The sequence below is a fragment of the Rhizobium terrae genome, from assembly GCF_003425685.1.
GTDB lineage: Bacteria > Pseudomonadota > Alphaproteobacteria > Rhizobiales > Rhizobiaceae > Neorhizobium > Neorhizobium terrae.
In genome coordinates, this window is record NZ_QJKM01000003.1 from 34,843 (window position 1) to 61,077 (window position 26,235).

A 26,235-nucleotide genomic window follows, 5' to 3' on the forward strand; every position below is an offset into this window, starting at 1 on the left:
ACCCCTATTTCGAAATCGGCGTGGCATTCAGTCCGCGCCGTTTCTATGTAAGGCTGGTGTCGCTGGCATCACAATCGATGTCGGGCAGCCGCCTGAGCGTTGCAGCGGCGCGGCATAGATTTCGCCATTATCGTTCGTCGCGTGGGTTTTCATGTTTCTCTCCGTCTTCGACGTCTTCAAGATCGGTATCGGGCCTTCGAGCTCTCATACGATGGGACCGATGTCGGCCGCCAACCGCTTCCTGGACCTCATCTTGTCCAACGAGTGGCCGCGGCCGGTGGGCGCGCATGTGACGGCGTTGAAGGTGAGCCTGCACGGATCGCTTGCCTTTACCGGCATCGGACACGGAACGGGCAGGGCGGTGATCCTCGGCCTGATGGGTGAGGAACCGGCCAAAGTCGATCCGGACCGGATGGACGAAATCATCGCCGAGGTGGAGCGGACAGGCCGCGTGACGCCGGCCGGGCATCCGGCCTACGAATTCCAGCCGAAGACCGACCTGATCTTCGACAAGAAGCAGCCGTTGCCGGGCCATGCCAACGGCATGAGTTTTTCCGCGCTCGACCGCGACGGCCGGCTGCTCCTGAGGCGCATATATTATTCGATCGGCGGCGGTTTCGTGGTGACGGATACCGAACTGGAGGCGATGCGCACGGCAAAGAAGGCCTCTTCGGATGTCCGCGTGCCCTATCCCTTCGCCTCCGCCAAGCAGATGCTCGACATGGCGCGCGGCTCCGGTCTGACGATCGCCCAGATGAAGCGGGCGAATGAAGAGACCAAGATGAGCGCCGCCGACCTCGATGCCGGTCTCGACCGCATCTGGGAGGCGATGAAAAGCTGTATTGATCGCGGCCTGAAGGTTGATGGCATCATGCCCGGAGGCCTGAAGGTGAAGCGCCGGGCGCGCGCCATCCATGACAAGCTGAACGAGGAGTGGCGCAGCAACCGGCTGAACCCGCTGCTCGCCAACGACTGGCTCTCCGTCTACGCCATGGCCGTCAACGAGGAGAATGCCGGCGGCGGGCGCGTCGTGACGGCACCGACCAACGGGGCCGCCGGCGTCATTCCGGCGACGGTTCGGTATTACCTGCATTTCCATGAGGATGCGACGCAGGAGGATATCAGGACCTTCTTGCTGACAGCGGCCGCGGTCGGCGGCATCATCAAGCACAATGCCTCGATCTCCGGTGCGGAGGTCGGCTGTCAGGGCGAGGTGGGATCGGCGGCCGCGATGGCGGCGGCGGGCCTTGCCGCCGTGATGGGCGGTTCGCCGGAACAGATCGAAAATGCCGCCGAGATCGCGCTCGAACACCATCTCGGCATGACCTGCGATCCCGTCGCGGGCCTCGTGCAGGTTCCCTGTATCGAGCGCAACGCGCTGGGCGCGGTGAAGGCGGTGACCGCGGCCTCGCTTGCCATCAAGGGCGACGGCACGCATTTCGTGCCGCTCGACGCCTGTATCGAGACCATGCGCCAGACCGGCAACGACATGAGCGAGAAATACAAGGAAACCTCGACGGGCGGGCTTGCCGTCAATGTCGTCGAGTGCTGAGCTTATTTGGAGCGCCGCATCTTGCCTTTCCGAAAATCGATCTCGGTTTTGAGGCCGATGCCGTCGCCGCTGTGGAGGGAGACCGCCGAGACTTGACCTTCAGCGTCGATGGGTCTTCAAAGAGCACATGTCTCTTCATCTGATAAAGCTCTGCGTCGGCGCGGATTCGATCCAGGATCTCCGGGAATGGGTCGCGGAACGCTCCCTCAATGCGATTGCGGCCGGCCTCGATCCGCACAGCGTGCATACCACCCGCATGGTGCCGAAACGGGTGGACGAACTTCTCGATAACGGTTCGCTCTACTGGGTGATCAAAGGGCAGGTCATGGCCCGCCAGAAGCTCCTCAACATCGAGACGTTCACCGGCGGCGACGGCATCCAGCGCTGCCACCTCATCCTTGGCCCGGAGGTCATCGAAACAGCGCCGCAGCCGAAGCGGCCGTTCCAAGGCTGGCGGTATCTCAAAAGCGAGGAAGCGCCGCGCGACCTCGGCAAACTGGGCGAGGACATTGCGGCGCTTCCCGAAGAACTTCGGCGGGAACTCGCCGAACTCGGTCTGCTTTAGGCGAATTCGGCCCTCACCGGCCGAACTCAGCGGAGCTTGAGGCGGACCGGCGTACGACCGGAGCGGGCGCCGATATGCAGGTGAATACCGGCTTCCGGCTGGGAATGCCGCCAGGCACGGGCGCCGTGGCTGAGCAGCATGGCGACAAGATCGCGGGTCTTTTCCTTCGAACGGCCAAGACCGATGCCCGCGAGGCGCATGGCCGCTTCGTGAAGCGGATTGAGGGCGATGCCCTTGGCCCGGCTTTTCGATGCGGTACCAAAGACAAACTCGGCGCTGTTTTCATTCACTCCCATAGGAAACCCCGTATACGCGTTACTCTCGAGATTCCACCGCGCCGCCCATGTCGGCGCGGGCATTTCCTTGTCCGTCCGCGCCGCTCACTGGAGCGAAGCCCAGCAGCTGATGCCCTTTTTCTTCAGGACATTGCAGGCGTCGACTGCCGTCTTCTGGTCTTCGAAACCGCCGAAGCGGGCGCGGTAGATCTGTTCGCCGTTATTGGTATAGGCGACAGTGAAGGGTTTGGCGGAACGCAATACCTTGCCGCCTTTATCCTGCGCATTCTGCAGGATATCCTGAGCCATCTTCTGGTCCGGGGACGCGCCGATCTGGATCACCCAGCCGGCCGGAACAGACTTGGTTTCCTTGACGTTCGCCTTTGTCGAGGCCGTCGTGACGGCGTCGACGGTCTGCTTGACCGGGCGAATTGCAGCCACCTCCTCGCGGCGTTCCGGGATATATTCCGGAGCCGGCGTCGGGACGGCGCTTGCCATGGCGCTGTTCATGACCTGGCTGATGACCTTCTTCTGCTCCGGCTCGGCCGCATAAGCGGACGCCGCAGCGGGAGCGATGGAGGCAGGCTGCTCATTGTAGCGGGCACCCGGCAGCGGGCCGGCCGGCGGCAGGTCGAGCGCTGCCATCTGGCGCGCGTCGGACTGCGTGGCAGTTACGGCCGGAGCCATTCTTACAGGCGCCGCGGGAGCGGCAGCGGCGACCGCCGGAGACGGAGCCGCCTGGGCGATCAGGTTGGAATTGCCGCTGCGGGAAGCCTGCGGCAGATATTCCGCGACCAGCTTGCGCATGGTGGCGTCACGGGCGGCGCTGGAGCGACCGCCAAGCACGACTGCGACGATCGAACGGCCGTCGAGCTGTGCCGAGGTCGCAAGATTGCTGCCTGCCGCGCGAGTATAACCGGTCTTGATGCCGTCGACGCCCTTCACGGTGCCGACAAGGCGATTGTGGTTGCCGATCGTCTGCCTGCCGAAATTGAAGCTGCGGATGCCGAAATAACCGTAATACTGCGGGAAATGCTGACGCAGTGCCATGCCGAGGCGGGCCTGGTCGCGCGCCGTCGTCATCTGTGCGGTGTTCGGCAGGCCGTGAGCATTGCGGTAGGTGGTGCGCGTCATGCCGAGCGCACGCGCCTTGCCGGTCATCATCTGGCCGAAACGCTCCTCGGAGCCTCCGAGGAATTCGCCCAGCGCGGTTGCGATGTCATTTGCCGAACGAGTCACGAGGGCGCGGATCGCCTGATCGACCGTCACCGCTCCGCCGGCGCGGACGCCGAGCTTGGAGGGGGGCTCGGAAGCGGCGTTGGCCGAAACCGGAACCTGCGTCTCGAGACTGATGCGGCCAGCCTCAAGCGCTTCGAATGTGAGATAGAGCGTCATCATCTTGGTGAGCGATGCGGGATAACGCAGGCCATCCGGATCTTCCGAATAAAGAACCTTGCCGGTCTTGGCATCGACGACGATGCCGGCGTATTTTGGCGCGGCCTCCGCATGGGTGGAGGCAAAGACCGAAACGGCCAGAACCAAGGTGAAAATATACCCGAGAAACCGTCCCGGAACCGTTACACCATCCTTGGGGAAGGAGGCGGAGAACATTGTTTTCGACACTGCCGCACTCATCGCTTGCATCATATTAGCACGTCCGGACGCACCCCCGTCACGGCCGTTGCCAAAACCTTAGGGGAATAGCGTTACCAAGAGGTTTATGATGAACGGCAACCTACCTCGATGTGCCGCATTTTAGTCATCATCCGCCCGTCCGTGGCGCCGCCTACCGGGCGAGCCGGGTTTCGACAAAGGATCGAACTGCGGCATCAATATGTTGCCAGTCACCCAAAAGCGTGCTGGAGAACCGATAGAGGACGGACAGGTCCTGGCCGACATGGATATCGCGCTGGCAGTCACCGCTCGTCGGCCGCTCCCCTTCGCCCGGCAGCAGGCAGCGGACGACATAATCCGGCCCGCCGGGCCGCGGCGCCGTGAGAACCACCTCGCTGCCGTAACCCGAATCCGCTTGCAGGCGATGGAGCGTCAGCCCGAAATTCACCTCCTGCGGAGCGCCTTCGAACAGTTTCGAATAGATGGGATCGAGACGGCCCGACATATCGCGCGACATGGTGCTCTGCGACAATTGCAGGAAAACCAGCGAGGACGATTGCGCGACATCGTCGAAGCGGGAGCGCAAATCCGGCTCGTAGCCCTTGAGTTCCGGCCAGGTGAGGTAGAGATCGACGCGCTCCGCGCTGCCGTTCAGGCGCTGATCGCGAAAGCGGATGGTGTTGGCGGCGAGATCGAGCGTGTCCTGGCCGATCCGGATTGAAAACTGTTCGGTACTGTCGGTGTGGCCGGCAAGCGCGATCCGTTCCCCGAACCAGCGGCCGGCGATACCGATCGCCGCCGTGAGAAGCGCAAGCACCGTGATGACCGCCGTCAGCCGATAGAGAAACCGGTTGGAAATCAGCGGCGCTTCTTCGGCGGCCTGAAGGATTGGGGCTGGACCTGCCATGACACGCGCTCCATGTTCAGCATCTGCGAGATTCGCCGTGCGTCGGGAAGACAACGGATACGGAACGCGCCGGAGCGAAGCGGCAATGAGTCTGGCGGCTTAGCGTTAACTTTTGGTAAACGAAATTGAGTGGCAAGTCGGCGACGGAGGGAGGACGACGTGCAGCTTTTCCATGGAATCAACGTGGTATCGATTTCGGTCACCGATCTTGGGGGGGCGCGGCTCTTCTACGGCGAGACGCTGGGGCTCGGAACCCCGCTCTACGACCTGCCGGAGGCGGGCTGGATCGAGTTTTCGACCGGGGCGGGCGGAGCCAACCTTTCGGTGACGCTTGCCGGAGCGGAATGGCAACCCTCCACCGGCACGACCGTGGTCCTCAATGTCGACGACTGCCATGCGGCGGTCGATGAGCTCAGATGCCGGGGCGTTGCCTGTGGCGAGCCCGTCGTGTTCGACGGGCATGTCGTGTATGCGAGCTTTCACGATCCGTTCGGAAACCGACTGCAGATGTGCGGCCCCGCAGCCTGATCGCGGCCGCGGCGAGCAGGATCGCGGCCGTCTGCCGTTGAACTGACGGGCCTTACTGGCCGACCGAGCCGACGGCGGCGGCGCGGCCGTCCTGAAGCTTGACCCAGCGGGCGGGATCGTCGTTCGCCTGACGCTTCAGGTAGGTGTATTCCGTATCGGTCCAGAGGAGCACTTTGTTGCGCATATTGTCGAGGACGAAGTCGCCGCGATCGGTGCGGACCGTGAGGACGGCATGGCCTTCGCCATTCGGCTGAAGCACGACGGTGATCAGCAGGTCGGACGGATCAAAACCCTTCTTCATCAGCATCTTGCGCTTCAGGAGCACGAAGTCCTCGCAATCGCCGACGGTGCGCGGATAGGCCCAGCGCTCTTCGACGCCGTAGATTTCCTGATCGGTCATCGGCGTGATCGAGGAATTGACCGTGTAGTTGATGTCGAGCATCGTACGCCACTTGTCCTCGGTGAGGCTCATCGGGCCAGCATCCTTATAGGTCGCGACGCATTCGCTCGTATAAGTCTTGCAGAATTCGTAATGGCCGATCGGCGGATTGGCCTGGCCGATGATGCGCATCGCACCGGCCGGCATGGCCGAGGATTGTCCGGCGGAAAAGATCGTCATGAAGGCAGTGATGGCGGCGAGGCCCAGTCCCTTGCGGTATTTCATTTTTTTGTCTCCCCGTTATGGGAAGAACACTGCCACAGAGGACTTGAGCGACCGCAAAATCTCGCAGTAAAATCAATCTCTTATTTGAATTCAATTCATCTAAAATATGGCTCAAATACGCCTCGAAGTTTCTTCAATTCCAAGGCGAATTCGTCGAAAATTTTCATAAAATGCATACTATCCCCCGTGCCTCTAGGCGCCGGATTTCGTTATCCTATTGTTAGTAAAGGCTTTTCTCTTGCAGTCGAGATGATGCCTCAAGGGCCTGAATACCAGCGCTTCGCGGGCATCCGTCTCACGTGACACTGCGGCGCGGACATCGAACTCTGCCAGGGAGGCGGGTCAGGAGGGCTTTTGCGGGTCTAGGTCGCCCTGAAAAAAAGTGCCGAAAGGGGACAAATTTTTCGAAAAAGTTCATTTCGGCACATATCATCCGGTGTGGGCGACCCTTTTTGCGGATGGAATCGGGAATAGGGAGGTCCTACGGCGATGCAGACAGCGCCTGACGGAGGCACGCAGCCATCAGAGTTCCTACGCCATGATGGCGGTCGCAATTCGGGATGTGATTAGAGAAATTCTCTCAGCGTCTCGCGCGACTGGACCGAGCCGAACTCGATCGCCACGCCTTCCATGAAGTGGCGGACGACGCGGCCGCGCATGTTGCCGAGCCGGACCGGCGTGCCGAGCGCCGGGCGGATATCGATATCGATCGCCGCGCCGGAAAGCGAAAGGTCCATGATGCGGCATGCATAACGCCGGCCGTCATCGAGGGTGATCTCGGAGCGCGTGTTGCGCGGTGCAAGGCGATCGTGACGGCGGTCTTCGGGCAGGCCGAGTTCGTGCTTGTTGGCGATCCAGGTCAGCTGTGCGGCGAGTTTTTCGCGTTTGCGGTCCGTCGCGTTGATCGACATGACGAACCCATCCTCGGAGAGGCTGACGACGGTACCCTCCAGGCGGCCTATGTGGTCGAGATAGGCGATCACGCGCTCGCCCATGCGAGGGCGGCCGACACAGGTGAAGCTGACATCGCCCGGCGACATGTCCACCGTCGTGCAGGGAAACTCCTCATGGGTCGCCAGCATCAGTCTTCCACCGATATTGACCGACACCCGCTGGAATGCCCGCTGGGCGGGCATGGCCTGAGATGACGGAGCAGATGCCGGCTGGAATGAATACATGTGAGAAGCTTTTCTCTTCGAGCGGTCTATCTTTGTGATAACGCTTCGCGGTTAACAGAAGGTTTGAACACCTTCCCGGCTACCGGTCAGGATGCCCGGCCAGAAGAGGACTGGCGCCCCGGCAGCAGGCGCCGCAGGGCGTCAGGAATGCTGCGGCGATCGCCGGTAACGGGGACGCCGAAATGCGATGCGGCGCCGGTGAGAAAGGTCCAGTCTTCGAGGGCAAGTCCGACAAGGGGTCTGTGGGTGGCCGAAAATCTCTCCTCGCAAGGCAGAAGGGCACCGAGCACGCGATCACAGGCATCGACTTCCGTCGACCGGACGGGCATCAGCAGCATCTCATAGGGGTGTTGCGTGTCCCCATTCGATGCAAGCACGTCGAGAAGTGCCGGCTTTTCGTACAGAATGACATGTCGGGCAATTTCGGCCGGGCGGTGCTGATCGCCGTCGGTCCATACCGTCGCAAAGGGGGCGCTGCGGAATTCGCGATTGAACAGGTCGCAGATTCGCGTGCCGGCCAGCCGAAAGGCGAGAACGCCTTGGGTGTCGTTTGCGATGATGAAGAGGTGCGGCAGGAGATGGCGCAGAGCCGTGGGATCGATTTCGGTACGCAGCGGCGCGGCATGGTCACCCTTGATATTGATCCAATAGTCAAAGATTGCCCGGCTTGCCTGGTTTCGCATTCGTCACCACCTGTCACATTTCGATGCAGATCGTGCGTCATGCCCGACCGTTTTCCCATCTGGAGCGAAATTCGTGCCACGGAGGGAGGGCCAAGGTTAACGCGGCGTAAACCGCGGCGCCGCGAACGGGCAGCGCTTTCCTTTGACGGGTCGCTCCTATATGCCTGTCGCTATACTCGGGCGAAAAGACAGACTGGCCGGCGAAAGACATGCCGGCGAAGAGGCAGGCAAAAGACGTGACCGATACGAACAATGGGCCCGAGGGCGCCGATGAGGGACAGGAAGCGGAGGCCGAAAGCTCGCAGCCGGTGTTCAACCTGCCGCAGAGCCTTGTCATCACACTGGCCTTGCTCGTGGCGATCTATGTGGTCCAAGAATACCTGCTTGACGATGAGACGCGCCTGCGGTTCATCCTGAGATTTGCTTTCATACCGTTTCGCGATCCGCAGGTTTTCGGCGAGCAGGGGCCGGAATGGCTATGGGCGCCGGTCACCTATTCGTTTCTGCACGGCAGCGTCGAGCACATTCTGTTCAACGGCCTGTGGCTGATGGCATTCGGAGCACCCGTCGTCCGGCGCATCGGCACGCTGCGGTATGTTCTTTTCTGGGCGTTCTCCGCCGCTGCCGCCGCCGGTCTGCACGCTTTGCTGGCTCCAGGCGATATCACGCCGCTAATCGGCGCCTCCGGCGTCGTTTCGGCCCTCATGGGAGCCGCCTGCCGTTTTGCCTTCCCCGGGGAGCGGGGGTACGACCGCACCTACGGCCATCTTTATCCGCGCCAATCCATCAAAGGATCGTTCCGGAACCGCACCGTCGTGATCTTCACCGCCATGTGGTTTGCCGGTAATCTGCTGATCGCCTTCGGCGTCACCCTGTTCGGCGCGGACATGGGGCCGATCGCCTGGGACGCCCATATCGGCGGCTTTCTGTTCGGTTTTCTGCTGTTCGGTCTGTTCGACCCCCTGCCGCCGAGCCGGACGGCGATCACGCAACCTTGATCTCGATTCGCTCCCGCTCTAGATTTCCATGGTAGGCGAGGGGCGATCCTTATATCCTTGAGGGAGAAATGGCGCCAAAGCCAATCTGGTTGCGAGGAGAGAGCCATGGCAATAATCGTCAAGAACATGCTCGATGCGAAGGGGCGCGACGTGGTGACCGTCAGTCCCGACAGGACGCTGCTGGACGTCGCGGGGATATTGAACGACAAAAAGATCGGCGCCGTCGTCATCACCGGCATGGAGGGCCGGATCGCCGGCATCTTCACCGAACGCGACCTGGTGCGGGCGATCGCCGGCAAGGGGCCGGCCGTTCTCGACCAACCCGTCAAATCCGCGATGACCACGGCAGTGCAGCGCTGCAAGGAAGAAACGACCGTCGACGAACTGATGGGCATGATGAGCAGCGGGCGTTTCCGTCACGTGCCGGTCGAGCAGGATGGCAAGCTTTCCGGCATCGTTTCGATCGGCGACGTGGTCAAATCGCGTATCCGGGAGATCGAATTCGAGGCCGAGCAGATCAAGGCCTATATCGCGGGCTGAGATATCCAGCGAACCGCTTGGTGGAGCGCAGTTCTTCGCCTGGTCTACCGGGCGAAGACTTCCTGCATACGCTTCAGTGCGGAAATCTGAGCCATGGTTTCGTGGTAGCCGCGGTCGATCGCTTCGCCGGCACGATGGAATTCGGACAGGCCGATATCGGCGAGCCGGGGATGCAGCGCAAGATCCGGAGGATCGCCGGCAAGCCGGGCGCGCGAAATGCGTTCCTGGATGATATTGAAGGCCTGCACCATGGTGCCGGTGAGGCCGACCCGCACATCGTCCGGCTTCCTGCGGCCATCGTCGACCGGCTGCACGCTTGCGCTGTGCTTGACCACGGCGGAACGGCCGAAGATCTCGTAGTTCAGATTGACGGCCACCACGAGAGGCTGTTCGTAGGCACGGCAGACGGAGGTTGGAACCGGATTGACCAGGGCGCCGTCCACGAGGGTGCGATTGTTGCATTTCACGGGTTCGAAAATGCCGGGCAATGCATAGGAGGCACGCAGCCCGGTGATCAGCGAGCCGCTGGAGATCCAGACCTCGTGGCCGGTATGGAGTTCGGTCGCGACCGACACGAACGGGCGATCGAGATCTTCGATCGACATCCCTTCCAGATGTTCCTGCATGCGCTTGGTGAGCCGCATGCCGCCGAGAAGGCCGCCGCCGCCGATCGTCAGATCCAGAAGGCCGGCAATGCGGCGCATCGTCAGCGAACGGGCGAAGCTTTCGAGTTCGTCCAGCTTTCCGGCGAGATAACAACCGCCGACAAGGGCACCGATCGAGGTGCCGGCGATCATGCCGACTTCGATGCCGGCTTCGTCGAGCGCGCGCAGCACGCCGATATGGGCCCAGCCGCGGGCGGCACCGCCGCCGAGTGCGAGAGCCAGCTTTGCTTTCCTGGGTGCTTCGATGGTTTCAGGGGGCTTCGGCTCCAGAACCTGCGTTCCGCCTGCCTCGGCAGGTGCTGCATGTGGATCATGACGATTCCAACCCCAGTTCAGCATCGACGACAACCTCCACAGCTGAACAATACCCCGTCTGACGATTAAACGCCTCAAGGGGTTTCGAAATCGTTTATCCGTTCGGGGTTTGGCGAAAAACGAGGCAGATGCCTAATTGGTTCCCCGGTCGGAATAAACGACACCCGGATCAAAATGACGCTCGTTGTCGGTGATTTCAAGGACAGCGTTGCTGTCACTTTTTGTGACTGTCCGATAGAAACAGGATCGCCGGCCGGTATGGCAGGCGGCGTCGTGCCCGGCGACCGAGACCTTCAGCCAGACGGCGTCCTGATCGCAGTCGGTGCGCAGTTCATGCACCGTCTGGAGGTTGCCGGAAGACTCGCCCTTCTTCCAGATTCTGGCGCGCGAACGGCTGTAATAATGGGCGATGCCGGTCTCGATGGTCAAAGCCAGCGCCTCGGCATTCATATGCGCGACCATCAGCAGTTCGCCGTCGCGGATATCCGTGACGACGGCCGTCATGAGGCCATTCACATCGAAGCGCGGCGTGAACGCGCCGGCGCCTTCGAGTTCCGCCTTGTCGGCGGAAGGCTTTTCAAAAGAGATCGGCATGGTGATTTCCGGACCGGTCAGCGGTTGCGGGCAAGCATGAAGAAACGCGCCTGTTCGGCGGCATTGGTCTTGAATTCGCCGGTGAAAGTCGTCGTTGTCGTATGCGAGCCCTGCTTCTGTACGCCGCGCATTTCCATGCACATGTGTTCGGCCTCGATCATCACGGCGACGCCGCGCGGCTTCAGGGTCTCGTCGATGGCGGCGGCGATCTGGGCCGTCAGGTTTTCCTGCGTCTGCAGCCGGCGGCCGAAGATCTCCACGACGCGGGCGATCTTGGAAAGGCCGAGGACCCGGCCGTTCGGCAGGTAGGCGACATGCGCCTTGCCGATGATCGGCAGCATGTGGTGTTCGCAATGGGAGAAGAACGGGATATCGCGCACCAGCACGATGTCGTCATAACCCGAAACTTCCTCGAAGGTGCGGCCGAGCACGTCTTCGGGCGACTGCTCATAGCCCGCAAAGAGCTCGCCATAGGCGGCGGCGACGCGCTTCGGAGTATCGAGCAATCCTTCACGGGCCGGATCGTCACCTGCCCAACGCAGCAGAACGCGGACGGCTTCCTCGGCTTCCTGCTGGCTCGGGCGGGCCTGCACTTCCTTCGAGGCCGGGAAATTCTTCACTATGGCATCCATCTATCGTCTCCCGATGCGGTTCAAGGCCGCATCCGACTGGCTTTACTCACGGTCTGGTCAGCATGCGGGCAGCCGCGGCTGAATTTTTGGGCAATCCGGGGGTATCTGATCCCTGGCGAATGTTTTTACAAGATATCCTATTCCGATTTCGGTAGGATTTCGTGAAAACATCCTTTCTTGATGATCCCGTCTCCAGGGCACATATAAGGTCAGAAACCCTTTTGTGGTAGTCCGCCGGACCGGACACTGTGTTCAGAAAGCGACCATCGGACTGCAAGCGAGCCGCCATGGATGATATCTACAACAGCAAGATCCTCGAATTCGCCGGCAACATCACCCATGCGGGCACGCTGCCGGATGCGGATGCGAGTTCGGAGAAACATTCGAAACTCTGCGGCTCCAAGGTGCGCGTCTACCTGAAGATGGACGGCGATACGGTCACCGATTTCGCCCATGAAGTGCGCGCCTGCGCGCTCGGCCAGGCATCGTCGTCGATCATGGCGCGGCATGTGATCGGTGCGACGGTGGGTGAAATCCGCAAGGCGCGCGCGGACATGCTCGCCATGCTGAAGGAGGGCGGCGAGGGGCCGGAGGGGCGTTTCGAGGAGATGCGCTATCTAAAGCCGGTCAAGGACTACAGGGCTCGCCATGCATCCACAATGCTGACCTTCGAGGCGGTGGTCGACGCGATCGGACAGATCGAGACCGAGGCCGAGGCAAGGGAACGGGCCGAAGCGGCCGCCGTCTAACCCGATGTGTGGCTCTCCCGACTGCCGGCATTCCGGATCGCCAGCGAAAATGGCGCGTGGGCGCAACTGGGCCGGGCCATTCCGAAAGACGCCTGACCGGTTCCTCGGCATGGGATTGATCCGGCTCTATCAACTCACCCTTTCCGGTTTCATCGGCAATTCCTGCCGGCATATCCCGACCTGTTCCGAATACGGCTACGAGGCGGTCGCGCGGCACGGGCTGTGGCCCGGCGGATGGATGACGCTGTTCCGCGTTTCACGCTGCGGGCCGGGCGGCACCGGCGGGCTCGATCCCGTGCCGGAGACGCTGGAGGCCCGGCAACACTGGTGGACGCCCTGGCGCTACTGGCGACGTCACCTTGTGGAGACGGGCTGATGACGGTGCCGATGGAATACCGGCAGGCCTCGCGGGATTTCGACGCCTTCATGCTGGATGCCCGCGACGGCGCCATGCTGCAGACCACCAACCAGACCTACACGATGGTGGAGGCGGTGTTCACCGTATTCCGTCGCAGGCTGTCCGTTCCCGATGCGCTCCTCTTCGCGGAGGTTCTGCCGCCGGTGCTGCGGGCGATCTTCGTTTCGCATTGGGATGTCGATGAGCCGGTTCGTCCATTCGACGAGCGAACAGCGATGATACGAGAAGTGAAGGCCTTCCGCGGCTACCACAATGTTTCGCCCGACGATTCGATTGCAGTCGTCGCCTCGGCGCTTCGGCGCCATGTGGACGCTCAGGTTTTCGAACGGACACTCTTGAGGCTGCCTGCCGGTGCGGCCGACTTCTGGCAGGCCGACCGATGATCTATGTGGCGCTGCTCTACAGCATCGTTCTCGGTGGGGGCAAACGCGTCGTCATGGCGGATTTGCGCCGTATGGCCGAAGACCTCGGCTATCGGAACTGCCGGACGCTGGTTTCGACTGGCAATCTCATCTTCGAAACGGACGAGTCACCGGTCAGGGATATCGAAACGGTGCTGGAAACGGCATTCGAAAATCGGTTCGGCAAGCATGTTGATATTGTCGTTCGCTCCGGCCCGGAATGGCTGGCGCTTTACGCCACCAATCCGTTTGCGGGCCGCGAAGGTTCGGAGATCGGCGTGCGAGTGATGCGCGAACCACTCGACGAACGCGTTCTGGCGCGTCTCGAAAAACACCGGAACGACGAGAGGATTGCGGTGGTGGGCGGCGATCTCTGGGTCGATTTCGGGGGCCAGGCGAGCGGGACGCGGCTGCTCTCCGCTCTCACCACCAAAAAGCTCGGCGTCGGCACGATGCGCAATGCCAATACGGTCATCCGGCTTGCCGAAATGATCGCCTGAAGGGCCGCTTGCCTTTACTAGAACACGAAAAACCTCTATCAGCCGGCCCGCGCGACCCGCTTGGCGAAGCGCTTCATTTATTCCAACACCACCCGCATTCGTTGGCGGGACTGGACAGGAGAAAGACATGTCCCAATCCGTTTCCCTTACTTTTCCCGATGGCTCCGTCCGCGTTTTCGATGCCGGGACGACCGGCCGCGATATCGCGGAAGGCATTTCCAAGTCGCTCGCCAAAAAGGCGGTTGCGGTGGCGATCAACGGCACCGTGCAGGACCTGGCCGATCCCGTCACCGACGGTTCGATCGCCATCATCACCCGCACCGATCCGCAGGCGCTGGAACTGATCCGCCACGACGCGGCACATGTGATGGCGGAGGCCGTGCAGGCGCTCTGGCCGGGCACCCAGGTCACCATCGGCCCGGTGATCGAGAACGGATTCTATTACGACTTCAAGCGTGTCCATAAGGAGAGCGGCGAGGATTGGCCTTTCACGCCCGAAGATCTGCCGAAGATCGAGGCGAAGATGAAAGAGATCGTGAGCCGCAACGAGCCTTTCACCAAGGAAGTCTGGTCGCGCGATGAGGCCCGCAAGGTTTTCGGCGAGATGGGCGAGACCTACAAGGTCGAGCTCGTCGACGCGATCCCGGAAGGCGAGGACGTCAAGATCTACCGTCAGGGCAAGTGGTTCGACCTCTGCCGCGGTCCGCACATGGCCTCCACGGGCCAGATCGGCACCGCCTTCAAGCTGATGAAAGTGGCCGGCGCCTATTGGCGTGGGGACAGCAACAACCCGATGCTGACGCGCATCTACGCGACCGCCTGGGCGACGCAGGAAGAACTAGACCAGTATCTCCACGTGCTGGCGGAAGCCGAAAAGCGCGACCACCGCAAGCTCGGCCGGGAGATGGACCTCTACCATTTCCAGGAAGAGGGACCGGGCGTCGTGTTCTGGCACGGCAAGGGCTGGCGCATGTTCCAGACGCTGACGGCCTATATGCGCCGCCGGCTGGCCGGGACCTACGAGGAAGTCAACGCGCCGCAGGTGCTCGACGCCTCTCTGTGGGAGACCTCCGGCCACTGGGGCTGGTACCAGGAGAACATGTTCGCGGTGAAATCCGCCTATGCGTTCACGCATCCGGACGACAAGGAAGCGGACAATCGCGTCTTCGCACTGAAGCCGATGAACTGCCCGGGTCACGTGCAGATCTTCAAGCATGGCCTGAAGTCCTACCGTGAACTGCCGATCCGGCTTGCGGAATTCGGCATCGTGCATCGTTACGAAGCATCCGGCGCGCTACATGGGTTGATGCGCGTGCGCGGCTTCACGCAGGACGACGCGCATGTGTTCTGCACCGACGAGCAGATGGCTGCAGAGTGCCTGCGTATCAACGACCTGATCCTGTCGGTCTACGAGGATTTCGGCTTTAAGGAAGTGGTCGTCAAGCTGTCGACCCGGCCGGACAAGCGCGTCGGCACCGATGGGCTGTGGGACCGTGCCGAGTCCGTCATGATGGACGTACTGAAGACGATCGAGGCGCAGTCGGAAGGGCGCATCAAGACTGGAATCCTGCCGGGCGAAGGTGCGTTCTACGGGCCGAAGTTCGAGTACACCCTGAAGGACGCGATCGGCCGCGAATGGCAATGCGGAACCACGCAGGTCGACTTCAATCTGCCGGAGCGGTTCGGGGCGTTCTATATCGACCAGAACTCGGAAAAGACCCAGCCGGTGATGATCCATCGCGCCATCTGCGGCTCGATGGAGCGTTTCCTCGGCATCCTGATCGAGAACTTCGCAGGTCACATGCCGCTCTGGATCGCGCCGACGCAGGTCGTGGTCGCGACGATCACCTCGGATGCGGACGATTACGGTCGCGAAGTCGCGGAAGCGCTTCGCGATGCGGGCATGGTCGTCGAGACCGACTTCCGCAACGAGAAGATCAACTACAAGATCCGCGAGCACTCGGTCACCAAGGTGCCGGTGATCATCGTCTGCGGCAGGCAGGAGGCGGAGAACCGCACGGTCAACATCCGCCGCCTCGGTTCGCAGGCGCAGACCCCGATGGCGCTGGACGAGGCAATCGCTTCGCTGTCGCACGAGGCAACGCCGCCGGATCTCCTGCGCAAGCAGGAAGCCAGGAAGGCGAAGGCCGCCGCCTGATCGAAAGCCGACAGCGTCCGCTCCGAAGGGCGGGCGCTGTCAACAAACTGTAATGCAGCTGTAATATTTCGGTGACATTCTCACGAGGCGGGACGTTCCGCGGAGACTGGCTTGCGTTTCGAGGAACTTTCTTACGCCAATGACCGCGACCCGCGCCTGAAGCGCTGGCTCATCCGTTCGATCGAGGGACTTTCCGGCCGGGATCGTTTTGCCCGCCTCTACGATATCTGGCGCACCGATATCGTCGGCAGGAGCGACCGTGTCTTCGGCAAGATGCTCGACCTGATCGATGTCGGCCTCGAGGTTGTCGGCAACTGGCCGCCGCCGGAGCTGCGCGACGCGCCTCTCGTCATCGTCGCCAACCACCCGTTCGGGATCGGCGACGGCATCGCCATTCTGGCGCTTGCCGAACAGCTCGGCCGGCCGTTCCGCGTGCTGATCCACAACGATCTCCTGAAAGTGCCTGAAATGGCGGCCTACTCGCTGCCGGTCTCCTTCGAGGAGACCAAGGAAGCGGTGGCGCTCAACATGCGGACGCGGCACGAGGCGGTTCGTCTGCTCAAGGAAGGCACGACCATCATCATCTTTCCCGCAGGCGGCGTCGCGACCGCCAGGAAGGGTTTTGGCCGTGCCGAGGACCTGCCATGGAAGATGTTTCCGGCAAAACTCATCCAGGCGGCGCGGGCGAATGTGGTGCCGGTCTATTTCGAGGGGCAGAACGGCCCGCTCTTCCATATCGCCAGCCGTATTTCGATGACGCTCAGGCTCTCGCTGCTGATCCGCGAGTTCAAGCGGCTCTCCGGCTCGACGATCCGGGCGCAGGTGGGCGAGATGATGACCTGGGACGAGATGTCGAAGATCGTCGACCGCAAGGACCTGCTCGCAAGGCTCTATGCCGCGGTCTTTTCCATGCGGGCGACGAAGAATCAGCGGCTCCGGAGGGCTGGCTAGGCGGACGGTCCGAACGAGGCCCGGAACGCTCCATTGCCTCGCCTTTCACAATTGCAAGAGGAAGACCGCCGCGTGCGGCTTTGTGCAATTGTGCTAGTTCTTGTCGCTTGCGGCGCCGGCCATCTGGCGCGGTTCGCGCATCAGCACTTCGACCTCGGTGTTGCGGCCGGATTTGACGCTGAACTGGCGTTGATAGATCTTGTTCTTGTTGCGGGCGACCGCAAGATACTCACCTTCCGCCAGAACCATGGTGGAAAAGGCGCTGACGCTTTCGTTGACGACGTCGCCGGCCGCGGTCAGAACCGACCAGGCCGTATCGGCGATCGCTTCGCCGCCCGGCTGGGAAACGAGTTTCAGCGTGATCTGGGCAGCGCGGTGCTGCAACACCGCCTGGGTGAGCTTGCCGGCTTCCACCTGGATGTCGGCGCGGACCACCGCGTTGACGTCGCCATATTCCGAGACGATGTGATAGGTGCCCGCATTCAGCCGAACAACCGTATTCGGCTTGACGTCGGCCATGACCAGCGCCCGGTCGCCATTGTCGCGCGCCTCCGCCGAATAGACCGAAAAGCTCAATTGATTCGGCGGTATGCGTTGATCCGAGCCGGCGACGGCATTCAGCACGAAACCGCCTGCATCGAGCACCAGCGTCTGTTTGGCCACGCTGCCCTTTTCCGGAATGGTCAGCTTCTTGGTGACGCCGGCGCGGCCAAAGGCGCAGTTGACGAAATAGTCTCCCGGCGCGAGTTGGAACGCGGCCGAGCCGCCTTCCGAACTGGCGACGAGCGGCAGCTTCCCGTCCTCGCCGGCCAAGGGACTGAAAACCCGCCAGACGAGGCCTTCCTGCATCACCTCACCATCCTTGGTCAGCCTTGCATCGAAGATCACGTCCTTGGCCACCATGCCGGGCGCTCCTCCGGGCATGGCGGAAAAGGCGTTGAGCTTCGGCATCTTCGCCGTGCTGTTGAGCTGGTGGAAGCTTTTGAAGGCATCTTCCTGCGAGAAAGTTCCGGAAACCGGGCCGAAAACCATGGTTCCGGCGATAATCCAGCGTGCCGCGAAGGAAGTGCCTGACATCTGTTGTGTACCGGTTGACTCTTGTTTTTCGAGCCGTCACTTGAGACTAATGCCAAGGCAATTTCAAGGCCCTCCCTGCAGCATCAGCTCCGATTGAAAGTTCCGACCATGCAAAATGACGTCAAGCTCATCGATTTCCTGCGCGACAGGCATTCCACCCCGGTGGCCCAGATCAGAGAGCCGGGGCCTTCGCAGGAGGAACTGGACGCGATCCTGACTTTCGCGACCCGTATTCCGGATCACGGCAAGCTGGCTCCCTGGCGGCTGGTCGTCTATCGCGGGGACGTGCGTGCCAAGCTCGGCGAGCAATTTCTGGCGCTGGCGCTCAAGAACATGCCTGACATGGCCGATGCGGCCAGGGAAGCGGAACGGACGCGCTTTACCCGCGCACCGCTGGTCGTCGCCGTGGTCAGCACTGCAGCGCCGCATCCGAAGATCCCGGAATGGGAACAGGTGCTTTCGGCCGGCGCGATCTGCTTCAACATGCTCCTTGCCGCAAGCGCGCATGGTTTCGTCGCCAACTGGCGTACCGAATGGATTGCCTATGACGAGGCGGCTCTGCAAGTCCTCGGCATCAAGCCTGGCGAAAAAGTCGCGGGCTTCATCCATATCGGCTCCAGCGATTTCCCGACACCGGATCGCCCGCGGCCGGATCTCGCGCAGATCGTCACCTATGCGGACGAGGCGTAGGCCGATGTTCTACACGACCGACACCAACCTGCACGGGCTAAGGCACGATCCGTTCAAGGCGATCGTCGCGCCACGCCCGATCGGCTGGATCGGCACGAAGGGCAGGGACGGGTCGCTGAACCTTTCCCCCTATTCCTTCTTCAACATCGTCGCCGACAAACCGAAGCTCGTGATGTTTTCGTCGGCCGGCCGTAAGCACAGCATGATGAATGCGGAAGAAACGGGCGTCTTTACCGCAAGCCTCGCCAGCCGGCATCTGGCGGGCCAGGTGAATGCATCCTCGGAGGCTGTCGCCTACGGCGTCAGCGAGTTCGATATCGCCGGGCTGACGGCCAAGATGGCGGAACTAGTCGATGCGCCCTACGTCGCCGAGGCTCATAGCGTGCTCGAATGCCGGGTGACGGAGGTGATCAATCCCAGGGGGCTGGACGGACAGCCATCGCAATCCTTCATGGTCTTCGGCCAGGTGGTCGGCATCCACATCAGCGAGGCGATCCTGCGCAACGGACGGATCGACATGGCGCTGGCACGACCGATCGCGCGGATGGGATACCGCGACTATGCCGACGGAGGTGCGGACGTGTTCGAGATGGTCCGGCCGGCTGGCGCGGGCGACTGACCGTCAAAAACGTCATTGATGATCGGGATTTGTGCCGGCAGGCGGCAGAGCTTGCCGACAAACCCGCTCTCGCGGGCCGTCCCGCATTCGAAGCGGAAAGCCGCCTCGTCACCGGTCGGTGAAGCCGGATCGATGGCTGCGACACCGGAAGCGGAAGCGGCGAGGCCGACAGTGGCTCGCGCAAGCCGTGCCGTGTCGGAAAATGGATCGAAGGCGCGATCCCAGCCTATTCCTCCAAGACGGCGGCTGCAGTTGTGAAAGGTGCCGGCAGCGAGCAGGCCGGATGCATCGGCAAGCGGCACGATCGCAACGCCGCCGGGCGTAACAGCGTTGTGCAATTCCGCGACGCGCAGGGTCGCATCCAGCCGCTGGACCTCGGCACCGCTCCGCGCACCGGAGAGGAACGTCACGGCGGCTCCAAGCCGCACCGCGAATTCGGCCGCTGCTTCCGTTCGGCCGGACGTGAACGGCGGAAGGAGGGCGGCCAGGATCCGTTCGGAGCAAAGCCGCGCCCACGCGCCGCGCAAGCGGTGCGCCGGTTCTGGAAAATCCTCTGTCCCAGACAAATCGAGCGCGATCGCATCGGCGCCCGATGAATACGCGAAATCTGCGTCGGCTACCGGTTCAACAACCAGCCAGGAACGTATTTTCAAGGACTTCGCCATGGTTAAGAAACGTGGTGAACCAATCTTAAACTTTTTGCCTTTAGCGTAAATGCAGCCGGCCGGACCAGATCCGGCATGTGTTATCGGGGCTCGGCGTGATCGTACAGGCATTTCTTCGTTGGTCGGAAACGGCAAGGGCAGGCGACAGGGCCAAGGCGGCCAATGCGCTCGGCCGGGCCTATCTGCAGAGCCCGATGGGCGGCGAGCAACATCGGGCGGCGGCACTTGCGATGACCTATCTGCTCGACGATCCGTCGCCGCGGGTACGGCTCGCGCTGGCCGAGGCTCTTGCCGATTCGGCCGAAGCGCCACGGGGGATCATTGTCGCACTCGCCGAAGACCAGCCGGAAATCGCCTGTACCGTGATCGCCCGTTCCCCGGTGCTGACCGACGGCGATCTCGTCGATCTCGCCGGCCGCGGCGACAGCCTGACACGCGGACTGATCGCCGCAAGACCGCATCTCTCCCGCGGCGTTGCCGCGGCGATCGCCGAGATCGGTGACGAGGGCGAAGCCGTCATCCTGCTTGAAAACGAGACCGCCTCGATCACTCGCGTCTCGCTGCGGCGGCTTGCCGAGCGGTTCGGAGACCGCAGTGACATCCGCAACCTCCTGCTCGAACGCGAAAATCTGCCGGCGGATGCGCGGCACATGCTGGTGAGCCACATTACCGCGGCACTCGCCAGTTCCGGCCTCGTGCGCACCACGATGGCGCCGGCGCGCATCGATCACGTCACGCGTGAGGCAGGTGAAGCGGCAACCGTCGCAATTGCCGGAACGGTACCGCAGAGCGAAATCGCCGGCCTGGTCGAACACCTGCGGGCGGCGGGGCATCTGACGCCGGCATTCCTGATCCATGCCCTCTGCACCGGCAAGGTGGATTTCTTCGCCGGCGCGATCGTTGCCCTCTCCGGCGTCGACGACCGCCGCGTGCGCTCCATCCTGGCTACCGGCCGCGTTCATGCGGTGAGGGCGCTTTTCGAGGCTGCAGGGCTGGGGCGCGATATCGCAGTCGCCTTCGTGGAAGCGGTGCTGCTTTGGCGGCGGGCCGCCTCGACCGGAAATTCCGGCGGCATCTCGGCAGAGCTCCTGACAAAACTCCGCCGCTCCGACGCGGCTCTCGCTCCCATGTCGGAGCTTATCGAGATGATCGAGAAACTGCATCGGCTCGAAGAACGGCTCAATGCCCGCTGCTATGCCAGCGAGATCTCACTGGCAGCCTGATCCTCGTCAATCCTGCAATCGCCTGGCGATCCAGGAATAGCTGCCTTCCACGAGGCGGACGGGTTTCGTCATCAGCGTCTTAACGCCTTCGGTCGTCGGCAGGACGGTCTTCACGCGTCGTATGGCGCGATCCGCAAATGTCTGCTCTTCCTGCGGCGTCACGGGCTCCGGCTGCGGGATCGGGGGCGTGGCTGGTGCCAGTTCGACGGGTTTTGCCTGCGGCTTGGAAGCGCTGGCGATATCGCTGGCTTCCGGCTTCTGGCACACCGCAATGATCACCGGATAGGGCTGGCTGGTGTAACCGGCAAGCTGCTGCTCCGATACGGAATCGCACAATTCGATACTCGGCCACCGGTTTTCGGCCGTTGCGACATAGTGGCAATCGGTCGCGGCGTCGTTGCAGCCCAGAATGGTCATGACGATCAATGCGGAATTCATCTCGGTCCCCGGATGGCAATGGGCGAATTAAAGCGGGCAATCTTGGCCCGATGAAGGCAGCTTCCGGTGACGTGCTGCCTTTGCTATGACCGGAGACATACCGCGGAGCGACCACGAGGGACAGATGACAGTGACGATTGCGCTTGAACCGCCGCGACAGCCCGGGGTGCTGAGGCTTCTCGAACTCTCCGATGCTTATGCGGCTTCACTTTATCCGGCCGAGAGCAATCATATGACCGATGTCGCCACCCTTGAAAGTGACAGCGTCTCGTTTTTTGTGGCACGCCGCGGGGATACGGTTGTGGGCTGCGGCGCTCTGGTGGATGCCGGCGATGGCACGGGCGAGATCAAGCGGATGTTCGTTGATGAGGAGGTCCGCGGCCTCAAACTCGGCAGGCGGCTTATGGACGCGATCCTCGAACGTGCCCGGGAGCTCGGTCTTTCTGCAATACGCCTCGAAACCGGCATTCACCAGCCGCAGGCGGTTGGTCTCTATCGCGCCCATGGCTTCGAGGAGATCGGGCCGTTTGCAAGTTACAGGCCCGACCCGCTCAGCATCTTCATGGAGAAGAGACTTTCCTGACAAGCGGAACCTCGGGGGGACGCTCCATCGCCGGACCGGCGGCGAGTTCGGCCGTTTCGAGTTCCGTCGCGTCGGACATCCTCACTTCGCGGATCCACTCCCGCCAAATCGAGACGAGCAGCGCCATCAGCACCGGACCGATAAAGAGGCCGAGGAAACCCATCGTGCTGACACCGCCGACAAGGCCGAAGAATGTTGGCAGGAAGGGCAGCTTGATCGGACCGCCGACCAGCCTCGGCCTCAGCGTCTTGTCGACGATGAAGAGTTCCACCGTACCCCATACGAACAGGGCGGCACCTTCCACATACGCACCGTTCGCGACGAGATAAAAGGAGATCAGCGTGAAGGAAAGCGGCGCACCGCCCGGAATGAGCGCCATGATGCCGGTGATGACGCCGAGCGTGACGGGCGAGGGGACGCCTGCCATCCAGTAGGCGATGCCGAGCACGATGCCTTCGCCGATGGCAATCAGCGTCTGGCCGGTCACCGTGGAGCTGATCGTTCTCGGAACGACGCGCGAAATCCGCTCCCAGCGGCCCGGCAGTATGCGCTCGCCAAGCAGGTCGATCTCCTCGCTGAAGGATGCGCCGTTGCGATAGACGAAGAAAAGCGCAATCAGCATGAAGAGCAGGGTCAGGATCAGATGGAACGCGCCATCGCCAGCCGCCACGATGGCGCGGTAGATATTGCCGATATTGGCGCCGCTGACGATCTGGATAAGTTCGCCAATGGCGCCCGGAGAGCCGACGCGCTGAACCCATTGGATACCCAGCGTTTCACCGACCCAGGGCAGGCCGGTGATCCAGGCCGGCGGCGGCGCGCCGAAGCGGTTCACTTCCGCTGCCCAGACGATCCACTGCCGCACCTCGCCGATCGTATAGGAGATCGCGATGCCGAGCGGCACGATCAGAAAAAGGAGGATGGAGACAATGGCGATCGAGGCGCCGAGCGTGGTGTTGCCGCCGATGCGACGGAGCAGTTCACGATAAAGCGGCCAGCTTGCAAAACCGATGACGAGTGCGGCGAGAACCGGCACGAGGAAACCGTGGAAAAAATAGATTCCGGCCGCGGCAACGAGTACGAGAAGCCAGCGTGCGGCGGAAATAGGCGGGATCAGCGCCACCCTGCTGGGTGCGACCGGCCCGAGCCAGCGCGGCTCCTTCTGCACCTTGCGATCGTTATTTCCGCTCACCGTCTATCCTTTTTGTTTGCCGCCATCATATGGCTCGTAAGGTTCCCTGGTACAAGACTAGCGTCTTACCCATTAAAAGGAAGCTTACTTACTTGCCCTAGCCGGCAGATGCGATAGAAATATGAAATCACCCTCCGGCTCGAGCCGGAAGTATCACGATAACCTTTCGATGCGGCAGATTTGCGCCTCAACGGAACACCGAGGTGTCGGCCGCCGCCATTTTTCGCGGAAGCACCTCAGGGACTTACGGTATGCCCCCCATGGATGCGGTCGATCTTACCACCTGCGACCGAGAGCCGATCCATATTCCCGGCAGCATTCAGCCTCATGGATGTCTTGTGGCCTGCGATGCCGCAGGCGCCGTCATCGTCCAGCATTCAGCCAACGTGCCGGACATGCTTTCGGTCCCGGCTGACGTGAACGGGAGACGATTGGAAGAGGTGGTCGGCGGCGAGGCCGCGCATGCGCTGCGCAACGCGCTCGCCACATCCGACGATCCGGCGCGGCCGGCGCTGCGGCACGGGTTGAAGATCGCTTCCGGCCGCAGTTTCGACGTTTCGATCCACCGCGTCGACCAGAAGGTCATCCTGGAGTTCGAACCCGCTTCCAGCGATTCCGACCAGCCGCTCGAAGTGGCGCGCATGCTGATCAGCCGCATCCGCAACGTCACCAGCCTCGACCGGCTGATCGAGAGCGCCGCCCGCCTAACCTACGCCATGCTCGGCTACGACCGGGTGATGATCTATCGCTTCGAACAGGACGGCGCCGGCAAGGTGGTCAGCGAATACAAGCGGCGCGACCTCGAAAGCTTCAAGGGTCAGTATTTCCCCGCCGGCGACATCCCGAAGCAGGCACGGGAACTCTATATCAAGAATACCATCCGGGTGATTTCCGATTCCCGCAACCTGCGCGTACCGATCATGCCGGAGATCGATGAAGCGGGCGAGGCGCTCGATCTTTCCTTCGCACATCTGCGCAGCGTCTCGCCGATCCATTGCGAATACCTGCGCAACATGGGGGTTGCCGCCTCCATGTCGATCTCGGTCGTGGTCGACGGCGAATTGTGGGGACTGATTGCCTGCCACCACTATTCGCCGAAAGTACTTGCCATGCCGCAACGGGTCGCGGCAGAGACTTTCGGCGAATTTTTCTCGCTGCATCTCAACGCATTGAAGCAGCGCCAGCTCATGGAAACGGCGAGCCGCGCTCGGCGCTCGCTCGACCGCTTCCTGCAGGCCGCTTCGCATCATGCGGATATCGGCGGATTGTTGCGCGCCTCGCTTGGCGATTTCGGCCCGGTGCTGCCCTGCGACGGGGTGGCGCTCTGGCTCGACGGGATCTGGACGGGCGAAGGTACGGTGCCGCCCCAGCATCTGGCGGGCGAACTGGCGGAACTCATCGGCGAGGCCGCAGGAGGCAGGATATGGTCCACCTTCAGCCTCTCCCGGGATCTGCCGCGTTCGCGGATACCGCCCGAGGTCGCCTGTGGCGTGCTGGCCATTCCGCTTTCCCAGCGGGCGCGGGACTATCTCTTTTTCTTCCGCCGCGAAGTGGTGCAGACCCTCGACTGGGCAGGCAACCCGGAGAAATCCTACGAGACGGGGCCGCTCGGCGACCGGCTGACGCCGCGCAAGAGCTTTGCGATCTGGAAGGAGATGACCCGCCAGCAAGCGCAACCCTGGACCGAGAGCGACATGGAAATCGCTGAGGCGATCCGTGCCGTGCTGGTGGAAGTCGTGCTGCATCACAACGAGCTTCTCGCTGAAGAGCGCGGCAAGGCAGACGTCCGCCAGCGCATGCTCAACGAGGAGCTCAACCACCGGGTCAAGAACATCCTTTCGGTCATCAAAGCACTGGTCGGCCATTCCGTCGATGCGAATGTCAGTCTGAAAGACTATGTCGACGCGCTGAAGGGCCGCATCCAGGCGCTCGCCATCGCCCATGACCAGGTGGTGCGCGGCGGTGACGGGGGCGTCCTTTCCGAACTGCTGGACGCGGAACTGAAACCCTATGGCGAAGGCCGGCGGAGCGTCACGCTCAAGGGGCCGCGTATCTGGCTCGACAGCCGCGCCTTTTCCGTCATGGCCCTGGTTCTGCATGAAATGTCCACCAATGCGGCCAAATACGGCTCGCTCTCGGTGGAGGGCGGACGCCTGGACATCGAATGGACGCGGCTTTCGAATGGCGATTGCGAGCTGTTCTGGACGGAAGACGGCGGACCTCCAGTCAGCCGTCCGGCACGAACGGGTTTCGGCAGCGTGCTCATCAATCGCAGTGTGCCTTACGAACTCGAAGGTCAGGTGAAGGTGGACTATCCCGCACAAGGCGTGAGGGCCCGGTTCCTCATTCCCGCCAAGCATGTCCATCGCCAGGAAGAGCCGATGGAGGATGCTGCCGCGCACGACAGCGGCAATTCTACGCCGCCGGACGGCGTTGCCCCGAAATTCGCCGATCTCGAACTGCTGCTGGTCGAGGACCAGATGCTGATCGCGGCGGATGTGGAAGCCATGCTCGCCCATCACGGGTTCGACAAGGTGACGACCACGCCTTCCGCGGCCGATGCCTTCCGCAAGCTCAAGGATTTTACACCGGATGTCGCGATTCTCGACGTCAACCTCGGTTCCGGCACGTCGCTGCCGATCGCCGAGGAGCTGCTGCGCCGGGATATTCCCTTCGTTTTTGCGACGGGCTACAGCGACAAGTCGATCATCCCCGCCAGTTTCTCGGCTCCCGTGGTGCGCAAACCCTATGAGGCGGCGACGCTGATAGGCGCTGTCACCAAGGTGCTCGGCGAACGGAGCTGAGGACCGTGACCACTCCGGAATTGCGGATCGTGGCAGCGGCCGGGCTGTAGACAGCCC

General features: G+C 62.2%; 29 protein-coding genes. 16 read left to right on the forward strand and 13 right to left on the reverse strand.

Going from position 1 to position 26,235, the window contains the following annotated elements; translation table 11 throughout:
* The first annotated feature begins 151 nt into the window (after positions 1-151).
* Positions 152-1,552, forward strand: coding sequence for an L-serine ammonia-lyase (locus DMO26_RS05770; RefSeq protein WP_117191094.1), 1,401 nt, complete (start codon positions 152-154; stop codon positions 1,550-1,552).
* 127 nt (positions 1,553-1,679) lie between these two features.
* Positions 1,680-2,117 carry a DUF1489 family protein gene (locus DMO26_RS05775; RefSeq protein ID WP_117191095.1) on the forward strand — a complete coding sequence of 146 codons (438 nt, stop codon included), beginning with the start codon at positions 1,680-1,682 and terminating at the stop codon, positions 2,115-2,117.
* A gap of 26 nt (positions 2,118-2,143) precedes the next feature.
* Here the strand turns inward: DMO26_RS05775 and DMO26_RS05780 are convergent, their stop codons facing one another.
* From DMO26_RS05780 to DMO26_RS05790, 3 genes are all read right to left on the reverse strand, one after another.
* Complete coding sequence (locus DMO26_RS05780; RefSeq protein WP_117191096.1) at positions 2,144-2,413, reverse strand: hypothetical protein; 270 nt, start codon at positions 2,411-2,413, stop codon at positions 2,144-2,146.
* Between the two features lie 84 nt (positions 2,414-2,497).
* Positions 2,498-4,036 (reverse strand): D-alanyl-D-alanine carboxypeptidase, encoded by a 1,539-nt coding sequence (locus DMO26_RS05785; RefSeq protein WP_117191473.1) that lies wholly within the window; start codon positions 4,034-4,036, stop codon positions 2,498-2,500.
* 142 nt (positions 4,037-4,178) lie between these two features.
* The gene (locus DMO26_RS05790) at positions 4,179-4,913 is read right to left on the reverse strand and encodes a hypothetical protein (RefSeq protein ID WP_117191097.1); all 735 of its coding nucleotides are present in this window, start codon (positions 4,911-4,913) and stop codon (positions 4,179-4,181) included.
* A gap of 159 nt (positions 4,914-5,072) precedes the next feature.
* Between DMO26_RS05790 and DMO26_RS05795 the strand changes: the two genes are divergently transcribed.
* Entirely contained in the window at positions 5,073-5,441 is a 369-nt protein-coding gene (locus tag DMO26_RS05795; RefSeq protein WP_117191098.1) for a VOC family protein, read from the forward strand.
* A 52-nt stretch (positions 5,442-5,493) separates the two neighbouring features.
* Here DMO26_RS05795 and DMO26_RS05800 read toward each other — a convergent pair whose 3' ends face one another.
* The 3 genes from DMO26_RS05800 to DMO26_RS05810 all read right to left on the reverse strand — a co-directional run bounded on the left by DMO26_RS05800 (position 5,494) and on the right by DMO26_RS05810 (position 7,966).
* Positions 5,494-6,105 (reverse strand): transglutaminase-like cysteine peptidase, encoded by a 612-nt coding sequence (locus DMO26_RS05800; RefSeq protein WP_162894739.1) that lies wholly within the window; start codon positions 6,103-6,105, stop codon positions 5,494-5,496.
* 566 nt (positions 6,106-6,671) lie between these two features.
* Positions 6,672-7,283: a PilZ domain-containing protein gene (locus DMO26_RS05805; protein WP_117191099.1), complete on the reverse strand. Its 612-nt coding sequence runs from the start codon at positions 7,281-7,283 to the stop codon at positions 6,672-6,674.
* An 86-nt stretch (positions 7,284-7,369) separates the two neighbouring features.
* A complete protein-coding gene (locus DMO26_RS05810) occupies positions 7,370-7,966 on the reverse strand; it encodes a PAS domain-containing protein (RefSeq protein ID WP_117191100.1) in 597 nt (198 codons plus the stop codon).
* Between the two features lie 236 nt (positions 7,967-8,202).
* Between DMO26_RS05810 and DMO26_RS05815 the strand changes: the two genes are divergently transcribed.
* Both DMO26_RS05815 and DMO26_RS05820 read left to right on the forward strand, forming a co-directional pair.
* Positions 8,203-8,964, forward strand: coding sequence for a rhomboid family intramembrane serine protease (locus DMO26_RS05815; protein WP_226951202.1), 762 nt, complete (start codon positions 8,203-8,205; stop codon positions 8,962-8,964).
* Positions 8,965-9,069: 105 nt separating this feature from the next.
* Positions 9,070-9,504 (forward strand): CBS domain-containing protein, encoded by a 435-nt coding sequence (locus DMO26_RS05820; RefSeq protein ID WP_117191102.1) that lies wholly within the window; start codon positions 9,070-9,072, stop codon positions 9,502-9,504.
* A gap of 44 nt (positions 9,505-9,548) precedes the next feature.
* Here DMO26_RS05820 and DMO26_RS05825 read toward each other — a convergent pair whose 3' ends face one another.
* The 3 genes from DMO26_RS05825 to folE form a co-directional block, all read right to left on the reverse strand.
* Positions 9,549-10,508, reverse strand: a complete 960-nt coding sequence (locus DMO26_RS05825) for a patatin-like phospholipase family protein (RefSeq protein WP_117191103.1) — start codon at positions 10,506-10,508, stop codon at positions 9,549-9,551.
* Positions 10,509-10,616: 108 nt separating this feature from the next.
* Positions 10,617-11,078, reverse strand: coding sequence for a phosphoribosyl-AMP cyclohydrolase (gene hisI / locus DMO26_RS05830; protein WP_117191104.1), 462 nt, complete (start codon positions 11,076-11,078; stop codon positions 10,617-10,619).
* Between the two features lie 17 nt (positions 11,079-11,095).
* Positions 11,096-11,710 (reverse strand): GTP cyclohydrolase I FolE, encoded by a 615-nt coding sequence (gene folE, locus DMO26_RS05835; RefSeq protein WP_117191105.1) that lies wholly within the window; start codon positions 11,708-11,710, stop codon positions 11,096-11,098.
* A gap of 287 nt (positions 11,711-11,997) precedes the next feature.
* Here folE and DMO26_RS05840 point away from each other — a divergent pair, with 287 nt between their 5' ends.
* From DMO26_RS05840 to DMO26_RS05865, 6 genes are all read left to right on the forward strand, one after another.
* Positions 11,998-12,459 carry an iron-sulfur cluster assembly scaffold protein gene (locus DMO26_RS05840; protein WP_117191106.1) on the forward strand — a complete coding sequence of 154 codons (462 nt, stop codon included), beginning with the start codon at positions 11,998-12,000 and terminating at the stop codon, positions 12,457-12,459.
* A 4-nt stretch (positions 12,460-12,463) separates the two neighbouring features.
* Entirely contained in the window at positions 12,464-12,835 is a 372-nt protein-coding gene (gene yidD / locus DMO26_RS05845; RefSeq protein WP_117191107.1) for a membrane protein insertion efficiency factor YidD, read from the forward strand.
* Positions 12,835-13,260: a DUF2267 domain-containing protein gene (locus DMO26_RS05850; RefSeq protein ID WP_162894740.1), complete on the forward strand. Its 426-nt coding sequence runs from the start codon at positions 12,835-12,837 to the stop codon at positions 13,258-13,260. The genes yidD and DMO26_RS05850 overlap by 1 nt, the downstream gene beginning before the upstream one ends.
* Positions 13,257-13,778, forward strand: coding sequence for a DUF1697 domain-containing protein (locus DMO26_RS05855; protein WP_117191108.1), 522 nt, complete (start codon positions 13,257-13,259; stop codon positions 13,776-13,778). The genes DMO26_RS05850 and DMO26_RS05855 overlap by 4 nt, the downstream gene beginning before the upstream one ends.
* A 127-nt stretch (positions 13,779-13,905) precedes the next feature.
* Positions 13,906-15,936, forward strand: a complete 2,031-nt coding sequence (thrS, locus tag DMO26_RS05860) for a threonine--tRNA ligase (RefSeq protein ID WP_117191109.1) — start codon at positions 13,906-13,908, stop codon at positions 15,934-15,936.
* 111 nt (positions 15,937-16,047) lie between these two features.
* Complete coding sequence (locus DMO26_RS05865; protein ID WP_117191110.1) at positions 16,048-16,887, forward strand: lysophospholipid acyltransferase family protein; 840 nt, start codon at positions 16,048-16,050, stop codon at positions 16,885-16,887.
* A 93-nt stretch (positions 16,888-16,980) separates the two neighbouring features.
* Here the strand turns inward: DMO26_RS05865 and DMO26_RS05870 are convergent, their stop codons facing one another.
* A complete protein-coding gene (locus DMO26_RS05870) occupies positions 16,981-17,964 on the reverse strand; it encodes a hypothetical protein (RefSeq protein ID WP_117191111.1) in 984 nt (327 codons plus the stop codon).
* Positions 17,965-18,072: 108 nt separating this feature from the next.
* On the opposite strand from DMO26_RS05870, the gene DMO26_RS05875 reads away from it, so the two are divergent.
* Together DMO26_RS05875 and DMO26_RS05880 are read left to right on the forward strand one after the other, a co-directional pair.
* Positions 18,073-18,654: a nitroreductase family protein gene (locus tag DMO26_RS05875; protein WP_117191112.1), complete on the forward strand. Its 582-nt coding sequence runs from the start codon at positions 18,073-18,075 to the stop codon at positions 18,652-18,654.
* A 4-nt stretch (positions 18,655-18,658) separates the two neighbouring features.
* Entirely contained in the window at positions 18,659-19,273 is a 615-nt protein-coding gene (locus DMO26_RS05880; protein WP_117191113.1) for a flavin reductase family protein, read from the forward strand.
* Here the strand turns inward: DMO26_RS05880 and DMO26_RS05885 are convergent.
* Positions 19,213-19,926, reverse strand: a complete 714-nt coding sequence (locus tag DMO26_RS05885; protein WP_162894741.1) for a hypothetical protein — start codon at positions 19,924-19,926, stop codon at positions 19,213-19,215. The two genes, DMO26_RS05880 and DMO26_RS05885, sit on opposite strands and share 61 nt — an antisense overlap.
* A gap of 107 nt (positions 19,927-20,033) precedes the next feature.
* Here DMO26_RS05885 and DMO26_RS05890 point away from each other — a divergent pair, with 107 nt between their 5' ends.
* Positions 20,034-21,161, forward strand: coding sequence for a DUF2336 domain-containing protein (locus tag DMO26_RS05890; protein ID WP_117191115.1), 1,128 nt, complete (start codon positions 20,034-20,036; stop codon positions 21,159-21,161).
* Between the two features lie 6 nt (positions 21,162-21,167).
* Here DMO26_RS05890 and DMO26_RS05895 read toward each other — a convergent pair whose 3' ends face one another.
* A complete protein-coding gene (locus DMO26_RS05895) occupies positions 21,168-21,599 on the reverse strand; it encodes a hypothetical protein (RefSeq protein ID WP_117191116.1) in 432 nt (143 codons plus the stop codon).
* A 124-nt stretch (positions 21,600-21,723) separates the two neighbouring features.
* Here DMO26_RS05895 and DMO26_RS05900 point away from each other — a divergent pair, with 124 nt between their 5' ends.
* The gene (locus DMO26_RS05900; RefSeq protein ID WP_117191117.1) at positions 21,724-22,182 is read left to right on the forward strand and encodes a GNAT family N-acetyltransferase; all 459 of its coding nucleotides are present in this window, start codon (positions 21,724-21,726) and stop codon (positions 22,180-22,182) included.
* Here the strand turns inward: DMO26_RS05900 and DMO26_RS05905 are convergent.
* Complete coding sequence (locus tag DMO26_RS05905) at positions 22,160-23,374, reverse strand: AI-2E family transporter (protein WP_117191118.1); 1,215 nt, start codon at positions 23,372-23,374, stop codon at positions 22,160-22,162. The two genes, DMO26_RS05900 and DMO26_RS05905, sit on opposite strands and share 23 nt — an antisense overlap.
* A 251-nt stretch (positions 23,375-23,625) precedes the next feature.
* Between DMO26_RS05905 and DMO26_RS05910 the strand changes: the two genes are divergently transcribed.
* On the forward strand, positions 23,626-26,178 hold the full coding sequence (locus DMO26_RS05910; RefSeq protein WP_117191119.1) for an HWE histidine kinase domain-containing protein: 2,553 nt from the start codon (positions 23,626-23,628) through the stop codon (positions 26,176-26,178).
* The last annotated feature ends 57 nt before the right edge of the window (positions 26,179-26,235 follow it).